Raw genomic sequence first — 13,427 nt, forward strand, 5'->3', positions numbered from 1 at the left:
GTGTCAGGTGGCGGATGGCTTGTCGGCCACGCCCATGTAGATCACGGACCGCAAGGGCAACGGGCCAAAGACGAAATCAACCCGACGGTTGATGCCACGCGGCCCCAGACCTGTCGTGGGGCCAACCTGCAATCCAGCCTGCATCAGCGCATCCGACAACTCATGTGGTTTGATGAACATCGCCGGGTCATGTGTCCCCTTTGGCAGCAGGCCCAGTATGTCTTCGGCCACCGTGATCGTCGCAAGGCGCGCCACCCAGTTGCGGTTGATCGTATCGTAAAGAAACATCCCGCCGGGTTTGAGCACGCGCGCGACCTCTGCCACGACCTTCGCCAGATCGGTCACATGCTCCAGCACATCCACACAGACCACCGCGTCAAAACTGGCGTCTGCATATGGCAGGGCTTCGCCCACGCCTACGTCATAGCGGATCGATTGGCCCACTGCCGACGCCCGCGCGCGCGCGGCTTCGATGGCTTGTGCGGCCGGGTCGATCCCGGTGACGGATGCCCCCTTTTTCGTCAGTGCTTCGGCCATGAACCCACCTGCGCACCCCAGATCCAGCACCGTCTTGCCGGCCCAGTCGATATGGCGGTCAAACCATTTCAGGCGACCCGGCACGAGGTTCTTCAGCGTCCGCACCCAGCGGATATCGTCCGACCACCACTGCGCCGCGACATCGTCATAGATTTCGAGGTTATTGCGTTTTGCGTCGGCCATCGAATTCCCCTTTCCTGCGGGATGGAATGGCATAGGGCACATCCTGTTTATAGGCACGGAAGCGGTCCCCATAGCGTTTCTCGAACCGGCGTTCCTTGAGTTTCGGCGCGGCGAGGCAATACGCGGTCAGTGTCACCGCCAGCGCCAGTTGGTCAGGCGTCCACACCGGCACGGTCCAGAGCGTCAGGGCGAAGGCCACGTAGATCGGTTGCCGGATCACGCGGAACAGGCCGCCAGTCGGCATGTCCGGGAAGCGTGGTTTGATGTTCTGCAACAGCGACATCCAGCCCAGCGCGCCTGACTGCACTTCGGCCCCCGCGTCAAAGCTGGCCTTCATCAACAGCAGCCAGGACAGCGCATAGGCGGAGGTGACAGCCCACAGCACCCATCCCTCTGCACGCCACCAGACGATGCCGCTGGGCGTCCAGAGGGCGAAGAGGAGAAGGAGTTGCAGCGACGCGATGATCGCATAGGTCGTTGTGCTGAGCGTTTGCCCATGCGGCCCCGGCACCACCTGCGCCAGCCAGCGCCCGCCGGGCCCCGACAGCAGCAGCGAATGCACCAGCGGGAACTGCAGCACAAGGACCGCGTTCACAAGCGCCGCTTGGGGCCATGGCACGGTGCCAAGGCTCCGGCTCATCCCGAAGTACATGGCCACGACCATCGCCAGAACCGCCGCAGCGAAGATCAGGTGCACGGCCATGCCAAACGCCAGTGCCAATGCAATGCGGCTCCGCCCCGGCGGCGGCTTGAGTGCACCGCGCACAAGGGCGATCAGCCGTTGGATGTTGGTTTGGGTGGTCATTTTCCTGCGTGTCCGGGATGTCGAGCGGGGCCCATCGCACCAACAAATAGCGGCGATTCAGACGAAACAAGACGATTTGCGCGACGAAACGACGCGAAAGTGCATAAAACAGCGGGGAAATGAGCGCAGGTTGGGCACGTCCATCAAGGCGCGGCCGTAGGTTGTCCTTCGGTGCCGGTCCACCGTGCGGGGGTCAGCCGCGAAACGGCATGACTTGCGATTACAAACGTGTGCCCTAGGCTACCGTCGCGCGTTTGCGCGCGGCGCGCAATGCTTCGCTGAGCACGGCACGGTCGCCGATGTGGTTGGCAAGGATCAGGATCAGCCGGGCGTTCAGCGCATCGCTTTGATCCTTGTCGAGGTCCTGATGCGCGCCCAGCAGTTCATCATAGAACCCGTCCGGATCGGTGATGTTCGGTTCAAGGTTGAGTGTCATGGTGTCCCTTTCTGGCCGATTGCCCGCCGCAGGGCACCGGCAACATCATCGGCACTGGCGTGTGACCATCGGGCGGTGACGTGCTGGTCGGGCCGGATCAGGTATATCGCCTGTGCCTGCGCGCCCAGATACCTGTCGGCCAGCGCATCGCCCACCGCATCGCGCGTGGTGTCGAGTTGCAGCCCGTGAACGGCGATGCCATCCACCTCCGCCACTTCGGGCAGCGGACAATTGAGCGCAAGCAACGTGAACCGCCCCTGCAACCTGTCCAGCAGGAAACCGTCGCGCAAGGGCGCATCCACACAAGGGGCGCCCACGCGTGTGCGTGTCGGCGCATCAGCCATATCCGCCCCGTTCAGCGGCAACCCATCATAGACACACGGAACCGACAGCCGACCTGAGTTGACAAGCGGGCGCGCAAAGGCATGGTCCCGCGCCAGTTCCAGGACCGCGTTGCGAAAGATCTTGCTGGTCTCGCTCTTGGGGGTCAGGAAATCCGTGGCGCGGGTTGAATTGAGGATGTTTTCATCTGCCCCGTGCACCCGTTCATCGGAATAGCTGTCCAGCAGGCTGTCGGGGGCCAGCCCCCGGATCACCAGGTCCAGCTTCCATGCAAGGTTTTCAGCATCCTGAATGCCGGAATTGGCCCCGCGCGCCCCGAAAGGGGACACCTGATGCGCCGCATCACCTGCAAAGATCACGCGGTCATGGCGAAACTTCTCCATCCGGCGGCACTGAAAGGTATATATCGACGTCCATTCCAGTTCATAGGGCACGTCCTGTCCCAGCATCGCATCGACACGGGCGCGGATATTCTCTTCTTTCAGCTCGTGCGCGCGGTCGATGTCCCAGCCCAGTTGAAAGTCAATCCGCCAGATGTCATCGGGTTGCTTGTGCAGCAAGGCCGACGCGCCGCTGTCCTTGAAGGGCGGCTCAAACCAGAACCAGCGTTCGGTGGGGAAATCGGCGGTCATTTTCACATCGGCAATGAGGAAATTATCCTCGAACACCCGGCCGTCAAAGCTGAGCCCCATCATGTCGCGGATCGGAGAGCGCGCGCCATCACAGGCAATCAGCCAATCCGCTTCGATCTGGTAGGGTCCGTCGGGCGTGCCGATGTCCAGCGCGACGTGATCGTCATGCTGCGCCATCCGCGTGACCGCGTTCCGGCCGCGGATTTCGATGGGTGCGCCCTGCGATTGCGCCACGCGGATTTCATCCACGAGGAATTTTTCGAAATAGGGCTGTTGCAGGTTGATGAAAGCGGGAAACTTGTGCCCCGCTTCTGGCTGCAGGTTGAATTCGAACACCTTGTCGTCGCCGTGAAACACCTTGCCGACGTTCCAAACGACACCCTTGTCCACCATGGTCTGCCCGGCCCCCAGACGGTCGGCAATCTCAAGCGTGCGCTTGGCAAAGCAGATCGCGCGGCTGCCCTGCCCGACGCCTTCGTGATCATCCAGCACCAATACAGGCGTTCCCTTGCGCCCCAGATCAAGGGCCGTGGCCATGCCGATGGGGCCGCCGCCGACGATCACGACCGGGTGGCGCTGCGCCCGCGCACCTTGCGCGGCTACTTTTTCATAAGGATAAAGCTTGAAGGCAATGTCGTAGCGCACATCGACCATTTGAAGTCCTCCCATTCAATCAAGGCGGGGAAATTTTCAAAATTTCCGACCGTTTCTTTCAAAGAAACCGACGCCTAGCCCTGCAACTGCTCCCACATTTCAAGGTCGCGCTTGTCGGTCCAGATGCGCGGGTGCCAGATGCCGCGCGCCTCGTCGTAGGCGCGGCTGACGTTGAAGGGCAGGCAGTGTTCGTAGATGGCGTAGTCCTTGAACTTGGGATCACATTCGGCGCGCACGGCATCCCATGCGTCCTTGAGGGTGCCGCCCCGTGTCGCGACCTTTTGTGCAGGCCGGTAGGTGCTGTCGACGAAATCCCGCGTGCTGGCGATGGCGCTCGCCACCGCGTCCTTGCCGATCAGCGCACCGCCGCGACCGGGGGCAATCGCGTCCACGTCATAGGCCGCGATCCGGTCCAGCGTACCGCCCCAGTCACCGAAATACCCGTCGCCGCAATAACAGGCGGAATGGTCCTCCACGATGTCGCCGGTGAACATGACGTTCTGGTCGGGTACATGGATCACCGCATCGCCCGCCGTATGCGCCCGCCCGATATGTTTGATATCGACCCGGCGATTGCCCAGATAGACAGTCATGCTGTCGGAGAAGGTGGTGGTGGGCCAGGTCAGGCCGGGGATGCTTTCGTACCCTTCGAACAGGCGCGGAAACCGCTGGAATTCGCTGTCCCAGTCTTCCTGTCCGCGTTCGGCCACCATGGCGCGGGCGGCGTCCGACATGATGATCTGATCGGCGCCAAAGGCCGACGCCCCCAGCACCCGCACCGCATGGTAATGGGTCAGCACCACGTGGGTGATGGGCTTGTCGGTGACCTCGCGCAGCTTGTCGATGACCTTCTGCGCCAGACGCGGGGTTGCCTGCGCCTCCACGATCATCACGCTGTCATCGCCGATGATCACCCCCGAATTCGGGTCCCCCTCGGCGGTGAAGGCCCAAAGCCCTTCGCCGATCTCGTCAAAGGTGATGTTCTTTTCGGTCATGTCGTCTTGCGACGCGAATGCCTTTGCCATGTCTGTTGTCCTGTCTATGTGCCTGCGTATGGGTCTTTCAGCGCGGGCAGAACCTTGCCAATGCAATCGCCGAACCCGATCTTGTATCCGTCACCCTGTGCGGCCCCATGCAGGCCCAGCGTGTCGTTGTCTTCGATAAAGCTGCGGGTCTCTCCGGTGTCGAGCGTGATCGGCTCCTTGCCGCCCCAGCTCAGTTCCAGCAGCGCGCCGCGGTTTTCTTTTTCTGGTCCGGAAATCGTGCCGGACCCCAGCAGATCGCCTGTGCGCATCGGGCAGCCTGAGGTGGTGTGATGCGCCAGTTGCTGAGCGGAGGAATAGTACATTTCGTTGTAGTTGGTGCGCGCGATGGTGCTGGGTGCCGCGCCTTCGGGGGCGAGCGTGACGCTCAGATCAATGTCATACAGCATTGGACCTGCGTCCTTGAGATGGTCGAGCAATTCAAACTCGCGCGCGGGCGTGTCGCAGCGGAAAGGTTCCAACGCGGCGCGCGTGACGATCCACGGGCTGATGGTCGTTGCCGTCGCTTTTGCCTGAAAGGGCCCGAGCGGCTGGTATTCCCACGCCTGAATGTCGCGCGCGGACCAGTCGTTCAGCAGGACATAGCCAAAGATGTTCTGATCCGCCTGCGCCACGCTGATCGGCCCGTCGCTGGGCGTGCCGACAATCGCGCCCATCTCAAGCTCGATATCAAAGCGGCGGCTGGGCAGGAAGGCGGGCATGTCATGGTCGGGTGATTTCAACTGCCCCCACGGACGGCGGATATCCGTTCCCGACACCACGACCGACGATGCCCGGCCGTTGTAGCCAATCGGCAGGTGCAGCCAATTCGGCGGCAAGGCGTTTTCCGCGCCCCGGAACATGGTGCCGACGTTCGTTGCGTGGTGACGCCCAGAATAGAAATCGGTGAATTCCGCCACGGTGAAGGGCATGTGCATCCGCGCCTCCGCCGTCGGGACCAGATGGGGGGCAATCGTGGCCTGATCCGCCGCATCCGCCGCGAGCATGTCGGTCAAACGCGTGCGCAACGCGCTCCAGACTTTAGGCCCCGCCGCCATGACGGCATTCCAGCCGGGTGCCGCAAAAAGTGTGCCCGCGCCCAGATCAAGCAACCCAGCCTCTTCCAGTGCGGCCATATCAAGGATCATGTCCCCGATGGCAACGCCGCAACGCGCTTCAAGCCGGTTGGTGGAAAACACGCCATAGGGCAGATTGTTCAGCGGGAAATCAGTTTCCGCAGTGTTGGCGCTTTCCACCCATGACGGGATCAGTTTTGTCATCGTTTCTCTTTCCGTTCAGGTTGGGGGCGCATCAGGCTGCCGGTCGGGGTGGGCTGCGGCGATGGCGGGATGCGCGAGGCAGGCCGCCTCCACCCGGCGGATATGTGGGTATGGCGTCAGGTCCAACCCCCAGCGACGTGCATTGTAGACCTGCGCGGTGGTGCACAAATCGGCCATTCCGGGTGTGTCGCCAAAGGCAAATTCGGTATCGGGATCAAGCTGCTGCTCCAGCGCGGCAAACCCTTCGGCCATCCAGTGACACATCCAGTCCTGCGCCTGCTCCGGCGTTGCGCTAAAGCGCGCCTTGAGTTGACCGATGACCTTGAGGTTGTTGACCGGGTGAATGTCCATCGCCGTGATCAGCGCCGCCGCCAGCACCCGCGCGCGCTGCGCGGCATCACCGGGCAACATCGGCGGATCGGGGTAATTGGCGTCGAGGTAATCAATGATTGCAAGGCTTTGGGTCAGCACCGTGCCGTCCTCCAGCACCAGTGCGGGCACGCCGCCACTGGGGTTCAGCGCCAGAAAGTCGGCGCTGCGCTGATCCCCCCCGACCAGATCGACCGGCACGGTGTCATAGGCGACACCCTTGAGGTTCAGCGCCGCGCGCACCCGGTAGGACGTGGTGGATCGCCAGTAGGAATAAAGCTTCATTTCTTGCCCGGCGTGCCGTCGAACTTCTTTTCCAGGCTCTCCCAGCAGTCGATGTAATCGTCCTGCAACGGTGCCTCCTTGCCTGCGAATTCGGTCAGGTGCTGGGGGAACCGCGTCTCGAACATGAAGGACATGGTGTTGTCCAGCTTCTCGGCCTTCAGGTCGGCGTTGGATGCGCCCTCGAACGCGTTCTTGTCCGGTCCGTGCGGCAGCATCATGTTGTGCAGACTGACGCCACCGGGGATGAACCCTTTGGGCTTGGCGTCGTACTGGCCATAGATGTTGCCCATCAGTTCGGACATGATGTTCTTGTGATACCACGGCGGGCGGAACGTGTCTTCGGCCACCATCCAGCGTTCGCGGAACAGCACGAAATCGATGTTCGCTGTGCCCGCCTGACCGGACGGGGCCGTCAGTACGGTAAAGATCGACGGATCGGGATGATCGAACAGGATCGCGCCAACCGGGCAATAGGTGCGCAGGTCGTATTTCACCGGCGCGTAATTGCCGTGCCAGGCGACCACGTCCAGCGGGCTTTGGCCGATGTGCGTCTGGTGGAACTGGCCGCACCATTTCACCGTCACCACCGATGGCACCTCGCGGTCCTCGAAGGCGGCGACGGGCGTCTTGAAATCACGCCGGTTGGCCATGCAGTTCGCGCCGATGGGCCCCCTGCCCGGCAGTTCGAATTTCTGACCGTAGTTCTCGCAGACGAACCCGCGACACGGCCCTTCCAGCACCTCGACCCGGTAGAGCAGGCCGCGCGGGATGATGGCGATTTCCTTGGGCTCAAGATCAATGATCCCCAGTTCGGTGCAGAACCGCAGGCGGCCTTCCTGCGGGACGACCAGCATCTCGCTGTCGGCGGAATAGAAATAGCTGTCGGTCATGCTTTGCGTGACCAGATAGATATGGGTCGCCATGCCCACCTGCGTGTTCACGTCTCCCGCGGTGGTCATCGTGCGCATGCCGGTCAGCCAATCCAGCGGTTCATCGCTGTGCGGGACCGGGTCCCAGCGGTATTGACCGAGGCTGGTTACATCCGCCACCACATTGGGCGCGGATTTCCAATAAGGCAGGTCGATCCGTTCGTACCGATGCGAATGTTTCACCGATGGCCGGATGCGATAGCACCACGTGCGTTCGTTCTGGTGGCTGGGCGCGGTAAAGGCCGTCCCGCTGAGCTGTTCGCCGTAAAGGCCATAGTTGCACTTTTGCGGGCTGTTCATGCCCTGCGGCAGCGCACCAGGCAGGGCCTCGGTCTCGAAATCATTGCCGAAACCGGGCATGTATCCTTCATGCGGGCCTGCCAGAGACGGCGCTTGTATCATGTGTGATGGGGTTGTCTGCGTGTTCATGTCATCCTCCCAATCCAGTTCGTACCCGGCTATCAGTTACTTTTGTAACTAACAACACCCTGCCCCGGCAATCCCGGTCCACAGCGGGACCCGTCAGGCAAAGAGCGCCGCATGCCGGTCCCTGAGAATGTTCTTTTGCACCTTGCCCATGGTGTTGCGCGGCAATTCGTCCACGACAAAGACCGCCTTGGGCTGTTTGAAACGCGCAAGATCGTCGCGCAGGCCAGCCATGATTGCATCCTGCGTCACCGGCTGCCCGGTCGCGCCCACCACCACGGCCACGACCGCTTCGCCGAAATCGGGGTGCGGCACACCGATCACGGCGCTTTCCACCACGCCGGGCAGATCATCGATCAGCCCTTCGATCTCCTTGGGATAGATGTTGTACCCTCCCGAGATGATCAGGTCCTTCTGCCGCCCGACAATATGCACGTAGCCGTCTGCATCCACCCGCCCCAGATCCCCGGTGATGAAGAAACCGTTTTCCCGCAATTCGGCGGCGGTCTTGTCCGGCATCCGCCAGTAGCCTGCAAAGACGTTCGGGCCGCGCACCTCGAGCACGCCAATCTCTCCCTCCGGCAGCGGCGCGCCGGTTTCGGCCTCCGTCACGATCACCTCCACCCCCGGCAGGGCAAAGCCCACCGTACCGGGACGGCGTTCGCCCGCATAGGGATTTGAGGTGTTCATGTTGGTTTCTGTCATGCCGTACCGTTCAAGGATGGCATGGCCGGTTACCGCCTGCCACTGTGCATGGGTCTCTGCCAGCAGCGGGGCAGAGCCGGAGACGAACAACCGCATGTCGCGCGCGGCATCTGCAAGGCCGGGCTGTTCCAGCAGCCGCACATAAAAGGTCGGCACACCCATCAGCACGCTGGCCCGCGGCATCTGCGCGACAACCGCCGCGGCATCGAAACCGGCCATGAAAATACATGCCCCGCCCGCAACCATGGTGATGTTCAGCGCCACGAAAAGCCCATGCGTGTGAAAGATTGGCAGCGCGTGGATCAGCACGTCATCGGCGCGGAATTGCCAGTATTCCGTCAACGTCCGCGCGTTGGATGCCAGCGCCTCATGCGTCAGCATCGCCCCTTTTGAGCGGCCCGTCGTGCCCGATGTATACAGGATCGCCGCCAGATCATCCGCGCCGCGCGCGACGGCGTCGAACCCCGGCGTCTGCGCGTCGCGGGCCTGCACCAGCGAACCACCTTCATCCGGGCCAAGGGTCAGGACCGCTGCCACCCCGCTTGCATCGGCAACCGGTGAGAGGTCTTCCACCCGGTCAGGATCACACACCAGAACGCGCGGGGTCGCGTCACCCAGGAAATACGCAAGTTCTGTCGCCGTGTAGCCCGTGTTCAGCGGCAGGAATACTGCGCCTGCCAGCACCACGCCGACGTAAAGCTCCACCATCGCCTGCGTCTTGGGGGCCTGTACCGCTATCCGGTCCCCCGGCCTGACCCCCAGATCAACCAACGCCTTGGCCATCTGTTCCGCCCGGTCAAAGAACATGCCGTATGTGGTCGTCTGACCTGATACCGGGTTCAGCAGAAACGGCGCATCCTCCGCGCCGACGCTGGCGCGGCGTAATTGCTGGGCAAGGTGGTTCTGTTCGTACATCACATGGTCCTTCTTCGCATCGCACGGCATTTCCCCCGCGCCGCGTTTTCAGGACCGTAGCTGTCTCGGGGGGCCGGGGGAACATTGATCTGATCGCTGCGGCGTGTTCACGCGGCGCGGTCTTGCCCGACCAATGCCAGCACAGATGCCTTGAGCATCTCTAGTCGGTCTTCCAGCGCCTTGCGGCTGTCCACGCCGTATTTGGCGTTGATGCTGCTGGCGTAGATGAAGTCGCCCAAGACAGCCACTTGCGGGCGGACCGGATGCCCCTCAGGCAGGTTCCGTTCCAGCAATGCTGTAAATCGCGTGGCCCAATCGCGCGCGGCTTCGGCCAGTTCCTCCGCCGCGACCCGGTGCACGCCTTCCAGCAGTTCCGCCGCTTCGGGGGAGGTGCGTGCAAAGTCGTACCATCCCAGCGGCACCAGCCTGAAGAACGCGTCCAGATGCGCCTCCAATCCGTCGCAGGTTGCCCAGGCGTCCTGCACGGCGGCATCGGTTTCAGCCATGGACAACCGGACCGCCGCGCGCAGCACCTCGTCCTTACCCGCATAGGCGTTATAAAGCGTCTGGCGCGCCACCCCGGCTTCGCGGGCGATGTCGGCCATGGTGGTCTTGGCAACGCCGTAACGGGCGAAAACCTGCCGTGCGGCTTCGATCAATTTGCGGTCACGGTCGGTCATTGCGCTATCTTCAAGGAAATAAGCATCTTGTCAAATTGGACATATCGACTATATCTGTCCAAGCGTCAATCAGGGAGAAGCCGCATGAAACTCACTGTGAATGGCACCGAACATACCGTGGATGTCGAACCCGACATGCCGCTGTTGTGGGTGCTGCGGGACGAACTGGGCATCACCGGCGTGAAATATGGCTGTGGCATCGCGCAATGCGGGGCCTGCACCGTGCATGTGGACGGCGTTGCCGTGCGCAGTTGCCAGATCACCGCCGACGCGCTTGACGGCAGTGAAGTCACCACCATCGAAGGGCTGGGCACGCCCGATGCGCTGCACGCCTTGCAGGAGGCATGGATCGAACATCAGGTCGCCCAATGCGGCTATTGCCAGTCCGGCCAGATCATGCAGGCCGCGACGCTGCTGGACCTCAACCCGATGCCCGGCGATCAGGACATCGACGAAGCGATGAGCGGCAATCTTTGCCGATGCGGCACCTACCCCCGCATCCGCGCCGCCATCAAGACCGCCGCCACGAAGATGCAGGGAGCCTGATCATGGGACGTGCCAGAACAATCACCCGCCGTGCCTTTCTGATCTCCTCCGCCGCCGTGATGGGCGGCGTCGCCTTCGGCACCTATGCCGTCAAACGCCCACATGACAATCCGCTGGCCCAAGGGCTTGGCGACGGCGAAGCGACCTTCAATCCTTTCGTCAAGATCACCGACAGCGAGATCACCCTGATCGTGCCCCACGCCGATACCGGACAGGGGGTGCAATCCGCGCAAGCGCTGCTGATCGCGGAAGAACTGGACGTTGACCCCAATGCGGTCACCCTGTCTTTCGGCCAGCCGAGTGCGGCCTATTACAACACCGGCTTTGCCGCCGATGGCGTGCCGTTCCAGGCCTTCGACAAAAGCCTTGCCGCCGAAACGATGCGCAGTATCGCGGGCGGTGCAATCAAGGTGATCGGTTTGCAGGGTACGGGCGGTTCCACTTCCATGCCTGACCAATACGTCAAGCTGCGCAGCGCGGGCGCGGTTGCGCGCGAGACGCTGAAACTGGCGGCAAGCCAGCAAAGCGGCGTTCCCGTGGCCAGTCTCAAGACCGAAAACGGTGCTGTGATCCTGCCGGATGGCACATCCCTGCCCTATACCGCCCTTGCCGCGGCTGCCGCAGACATTGAACCGGTGGCAGACGTGCCGCTGCGCGATCCGTCCACATGGCGTCTGATCGGCAAGGACGTGATGCGCGTCGACATTCCTGCCAAAAGCACCGGCACCGAACGATACGGCATTGACGTCCAGCTTGACGGCATGGTGCATGCCGCCGCGCGTCTGTCGCCCCGCCGCAGCCCTGCGGCCAGCCACAACGATACCGCCGCGCGGGGCATGCGCGGCGTGTCGGATGTGCTTCCGGTGACCCATGGCTTTGCAGTCATCGCCGACAACACGTGGCGCGCGATGCAAGGCGCGCTGGCGCTGGACATCGATTGGGAACCTGCCCCCTACCCCGCCGAACAGGACGCCCATTGGGCCGAGGTCGCCGCCAGCTTCGTGCCGGAACGGCTGGACGCCGAATGGCGCGCGGACGGCGATGTGGAGGCAGCCCTTGAAGGTGCGACCCTAGTCGAGGCCGAATACCGCGCGCCCTATGTCGCCCATCAGCCGCTTGAGCCGCTGAGCGCCGTGATCCGCGCCGACGACACCGGCGCGGAGGTCTGGGCCGGTCATCAGGTGCCCCGTTTCGTGCAAAGCAAGGTCGCCGCCATCGTCGGCTGCGCGGCCGAGGACGTTATCTTTCACAACCAGATGACAGGCGGCAGCTTTGGCCACCGGCTGGAATTCGACAACATCACCGTCGCCGCCGAAATCGCGGCGCAGATGCGTGGCACGCCCGTCAAGCTGACTTTCAGCCGGGAGGAAGACTTCGCGCAGGATTATCCCCGCCACATCGGCATGTCGCGGTCTGTCGGCGTGGTGAACGACGGCAAGGTCGACGGCTGGTCGCTTGATATCGCGTCGCCATCGGTGCTTGGCTCCCAAGGCGGGCGCCTTGGCGCGCCGATGCCCGGACCGGACATGCAGATCCCTGCAGGCGCGTGGAACATGCCTTACGCGATCCCGAACCTGCGCGTGCGCGCCTACCGCGTGCCGGAACTGGCGCCGGTCAGTTCCTGGCGGTCCGTCGGCGCGTCCTCTGCCGGGTTCTTCGCGGAAAGCTTTCTGGATGAACTGATCCACGCCGCGGGTGCCGATCCGTTGGAAGAACGCCTGCGCCTGATCAACAACGACGTGCACCGCAAGGTGCTTGAAGCGGTCGGGGACATGTCGAACTGGGGCAGCGCCCTGCCCGAGGGCAGCGGGCGCGGCGTGGCACTGGTGGAGTCCTTCGGCGTGCCTTGCGCGCAGGTGGTCGAGGTGACGATGACCGGGGATGGCATCAAGCTGAACCGTGCCTTTGTCGCGGCGGACGTGGGGCAGATCATCGACCCGGTGAACCTTGATGCGCAGCTTTCCGGCGGCTGCATCTGGGGGCTGGGCCATGCGATGAATTCGGAAATCACCTATTCGGACGGAATGGCGGAGCAGGAAAACTTTTATGTCCACGATGCGATGCGTATGCATCAATGCCCCGTGATTGAGACCCGCGCACTGGAAAACGGCGCGGACATCAAGGGGGCGGGCGAACCCGGCGTGCCCCCGGCGGCCCCCGCGCTCAGCAACGCGATCTTTGCCGCCACCGGCACCCGCCTGCGGGAAATGCCGTTCCACAACCACATCGATTTTGCCTGAAAGCGCGCCTGATGGAAAAAGCACCCGCCCCCTACCGCCTTGCCGCGTTCTTCGTGCTGATCAGCGCGGTCCTGCATCTGCTCGCCTTCACGGTCGGGGGGTTCGGCACCGTGCCACTGCTACTGATCCCGGTGGGCGTGCTTTATCTCCTGATCGCGGCGGGACTGAACCGGGGCAAACGCTGGCTGGCGTGGATTGCGTTCTTCGTGATGGGCATCGGTGGTTCGGTTGCCCTTGCACTGTCATTCGGTGCGGGGCCGGTGCCAGGCTGGTGGTACCTTGGCATTTCAGCTGCCGACTGGTGCGCGGCACTTTTGCTGTTTGCTGGCCTGTGGCGTGCGGCTGACCCCGTTCCGAATATGCCCTGATCGTGTCGGCTATCGAAATGCCCCTCGTGACACCTGCCCGGTAGTTGGGTGGCGTGTCAACGCTATCCCGGAC

Annotated in this window: 13 protein-coding genes; 3 read left to right on the top strand and 10 right to left on the bottom strand. The window is 62.9% G+C overall.

Annotation, left to right across the window (positions count from 1 at the left end; genetic code table 11):
• Nucleotides 1-3: 3 nt before the first annotated feature.
• From ubiG to AB4X18_RS01810, 10 genes are all read right to left on the bottom strand, one after another.
• Entirely contained in the window at nt 4-720 is a 717-nt protein-coding gene (gene ubiG, locus AB4X18_RS01765) for a bifunctional 2-polyprenyl-6-hydroxyphenol methylase/3-demethylubiquinol 3-O-methyltransferase UbiG (protein WP_370401985.1), read from the bottom strand.
• Nucleotides 698-1,525 carry an isoprenylcysteine carboxylmethyltransferase family protein gene (locus AB4X18_RS01770; protein ID WP_370401986.1) on the bottom strand — a complete coding sequence of 276 codons (828 nt, stop codon included), beginning with the start codon at nt 1,523-1,525 and terminating at the stop codon, nt 698-700. The genes ubiG and AB4X18_RS01770 overlap by 23 nt, the downstream gene beginning before the upstream one ends.
• A gap of 235 nt (nt 1,526-1,760) precedes the next feature.
• Entirely contained in the window at nt 1,761-1,961 is a 201-nt protein-coding gene (locus AB4X18_RS01775; RefSeq protein ID WP_370401987.1) for a DUF2783 domain-containing protein, read from the bottom strand.
• Complete coding sequence (locus AB4X18_RS01780; protein ID WP_370402560.1) at nt 1,958-3,589, bottom strand: FAD-dependent oxidoreductase; 1,632 nt, start codon at nt 3,587-3,589, stop codon at nt 1,958-1,960. The genes AB4X18_RS01775 and AB4X18_RS01780 overlap by 4 nt, the downstream gene beginning before the upstream one ends.
• Nucleotides 3,590-3,663: 74 nt before the next feature.
• Nucleotides 3,664-4,614, bottom strand: coding sequence for an MBL fold metallo-hydrolase (locus AB4X18_RS01785; protein WP_370401988.1), 951 nt, complete (start codon nt 4,612-4,614; stop codon nt 3,664-3,666).
• Nucleotides 4,615-4,628: 14 nt separating this feature from the next.
• Nucleotides 4,629-5,891: a fumarylacetoacetase gene (gene fahA / locus AB4X18_RS01790; protein ID WP_370401989.1), complete on the bottom strand. Its 1,263-nt coding sequence runs from the start codon at nt 5,889-5,891 to the stop codon at nt 4,629-4,631.
• Nucleotides 5,892-5,906: 15 nt separating this feature from the next.
• A complete protein-coding gene (gene maiA, locus AB4X18_RS01795; RefSeq protein WP_432817026.1) occupies nt 5,907-6,545 on the bottom strand; it encodes a maleylacetoacetate isomerase in 639 nt (212 codons plus the stop codon).
• A complete protein-coding gene (gene hmgA / locus AB4X18_RS01800; RefSeq protein ID WP_370401992.1) occupies nt 6,542-7,903 on the bottom strand; it encodes a homogentisate 1,2-dioxygenase in 1,362 nt (453 codons plus the stop codon). The genes maiA and hmgA overlap by 4 nt, the downstream gene beginning before the upstream one ends.
• A 93-nt stretch (nt 7,904-7,996) precedes the next feature.
• Entirely contained in the window at nt 7,997-9,520 is a 1,524-nt protein-coding gene (locus AB4X18_RS01805; RefSeq protein ID WP_370401993.1) for a malonate--CoA ligase, read from the bottom strand.
• 107 nt (nt 9,521-9,627) lie between these two features.
• A complete protein-coding gene (locus AB4X18_RS01810; protein ID WP_370401994.1) occupies nt 9,628-10,200 on the bottom strand; it encodes a TetR/AcrR family transcriptional regulator in 573 nt (190 codons plus the stop codon).
• Between the two features lie 84 nt (nt 10,201-10,284).
• On the opposite strand from AB4X18_RS01810, the gene AB4X18_RS01815 reads away from it, so the two are divergent.
• The 3 genes from AB4X18_RS01815 to AB4X18_RS01825 are packed head-to-tail and all read left to right on the top strand — an operon-like array spanning nt 10,285 to nt 13,354.
• On the top strand, nt 10,285-10,746 hold the full coding sequence (locus tag AB4X18_RS01815) for a (2Fe-2S)-binding protein (RefSeq protein ID WP_370401995.1): 462 nt from the start codon (nt 10,285-10,287) through the stop codon (nt 10,744-10,746).
• A 2-nt stretch (nt 10,747-10,748) separates the two neighbouring features.
• Nucleotides 10,749-12,986: a xanthine dehydrogenase family protein molybdopterin-binding subunit gene (locus tag AB4X18_RS01820; protein ID WP_370401996.1), complete on the top strand. Its 2,238-nt coding sequence runs from the start codon at nt 10,749-10,751 to the stop codon at nt 12,984-12,986.
• 11 nt (nt 12,987-12,997) lie between these two features.
• Nucleotides 12,998-13,354 carry a hypothetical protein gene (locus AB4X18_RS01825; protein ID WP_370401997.1) on the top strand — a complete coding sequence of 119 codons (357 nt, stop codon included), beginning with the start codon at nt 12,998-13,000 and terminating at the stop codon, nt 13,352-13,354.
• The last annotated feature ends 73 nt before the right edge of the window (nt 13,355-13,427 follow it).

The organism is Sulfitobacter rhodophyticola, assembly GCF_041281685.2.
Lineage (GTDB): Bacteria > Pseudomonadota > Alphaproteobacteria > Rhodobacterales > Rhodobacteraceae > Sulfitobacter.

What these genes read in the sequence shown, in the direction of transcription:
- ubiG (WP_370401985.1), bottom strand. Translation starts at nt 720, where the DNA reads ATGGCCGACGCAAAACGCAATAACCTCGAAATCTATGACGATGTCGCG.
- AB4X18_RS01770 (WP_370401986.1), bottom strand. Translation starts at nt 1,525, where the DNA reads ATGACCACCCAAACCAACATCCAACGGCTGATCGCCCTTGTGCGCGGT.
- AB4X18_RS01775 (WP_370401987.1), bottom strand. Translation starts at nt 1,961, where the DNA reads ATGACACTCAACCTTGAACCGAACATCACCGATCCGGACGGGTTCTAT.
- AB4X18_RS01780 (WP_370402560.1), bottom strand. Translation starts at nt 3,589, where the DNA reads ATGGTCGATGTGCGCTACGACATTGCCTTCAAGCTTTATCCTTATGAA.
- AB4X18_RS01785 (WP_370401988.1), bottom strand. Translation starts at nt 4,614, where the DNA reads ATGGCAAAGGCATTCGCGTCGCAAGACGACATGACCGAAAAGAACATC.
- fahA (WP_370401989.1), bottom strand. Translation starts at nt 5,891, where the DNA reads ATGACAAAACTGATCCCGTCATGGGTGGAAAGCGCCAACACTGCGGAA.
- maiA (WP_432817026.1), bottom strand. Translation starts at nt 6,545, where the DNA reads ATGAAGCTTTATTCCTACTGGCGATCCACCACGTCCTACCGGGTGCGC.
- hmgA (WP_370401992.1), bottom strand. Translation starts at nt 7,903, where the DNA reads ATGAACACGCAGACAACCCCATCACACATGATACAAGCGCCGTCTCTG.
- AB4X18_RS01805 (WP_370401993.1), bottom strand. Translation starts at nt 9,520, where the DNA reads ATGTACGAACAGAACCACCTTGCCCAGCAATTACGCCGCGCCAGCGTC.
- AB4X18_RS01810 (WP_370401994.1), bottom strand. Translation starts at nt 10,200, where the DNA reads ATGACCGACCGTGACCGCAAATTGATCGAAGCCGCACGGCAGGTTTTC.
- AB4X18_RS01815 (WP_370401995.1), top strand. Translation starts at nt 10,285, where the DNA reads ATGAAACTCACTGTGAATGGCACCGAACATACCGTGGATGTCGAACCC.
- AB4X18_RS01820 (WP_370401996.1), top strand. Translation starts at nt 10,749, where the DNA reads ATGGGACGTGCCAGAACAATCACCCGCCGTGCCTTTCTGATCTCCTCC.
- AB4X18_RS01825 (WP_370401997.1), top strand. Translation starts at nt 12,998, where the DNA reads ATGGAAAAAGCACCCGCCCCCTACCGCCTTGCCGCGTTCTTCGTGCTG.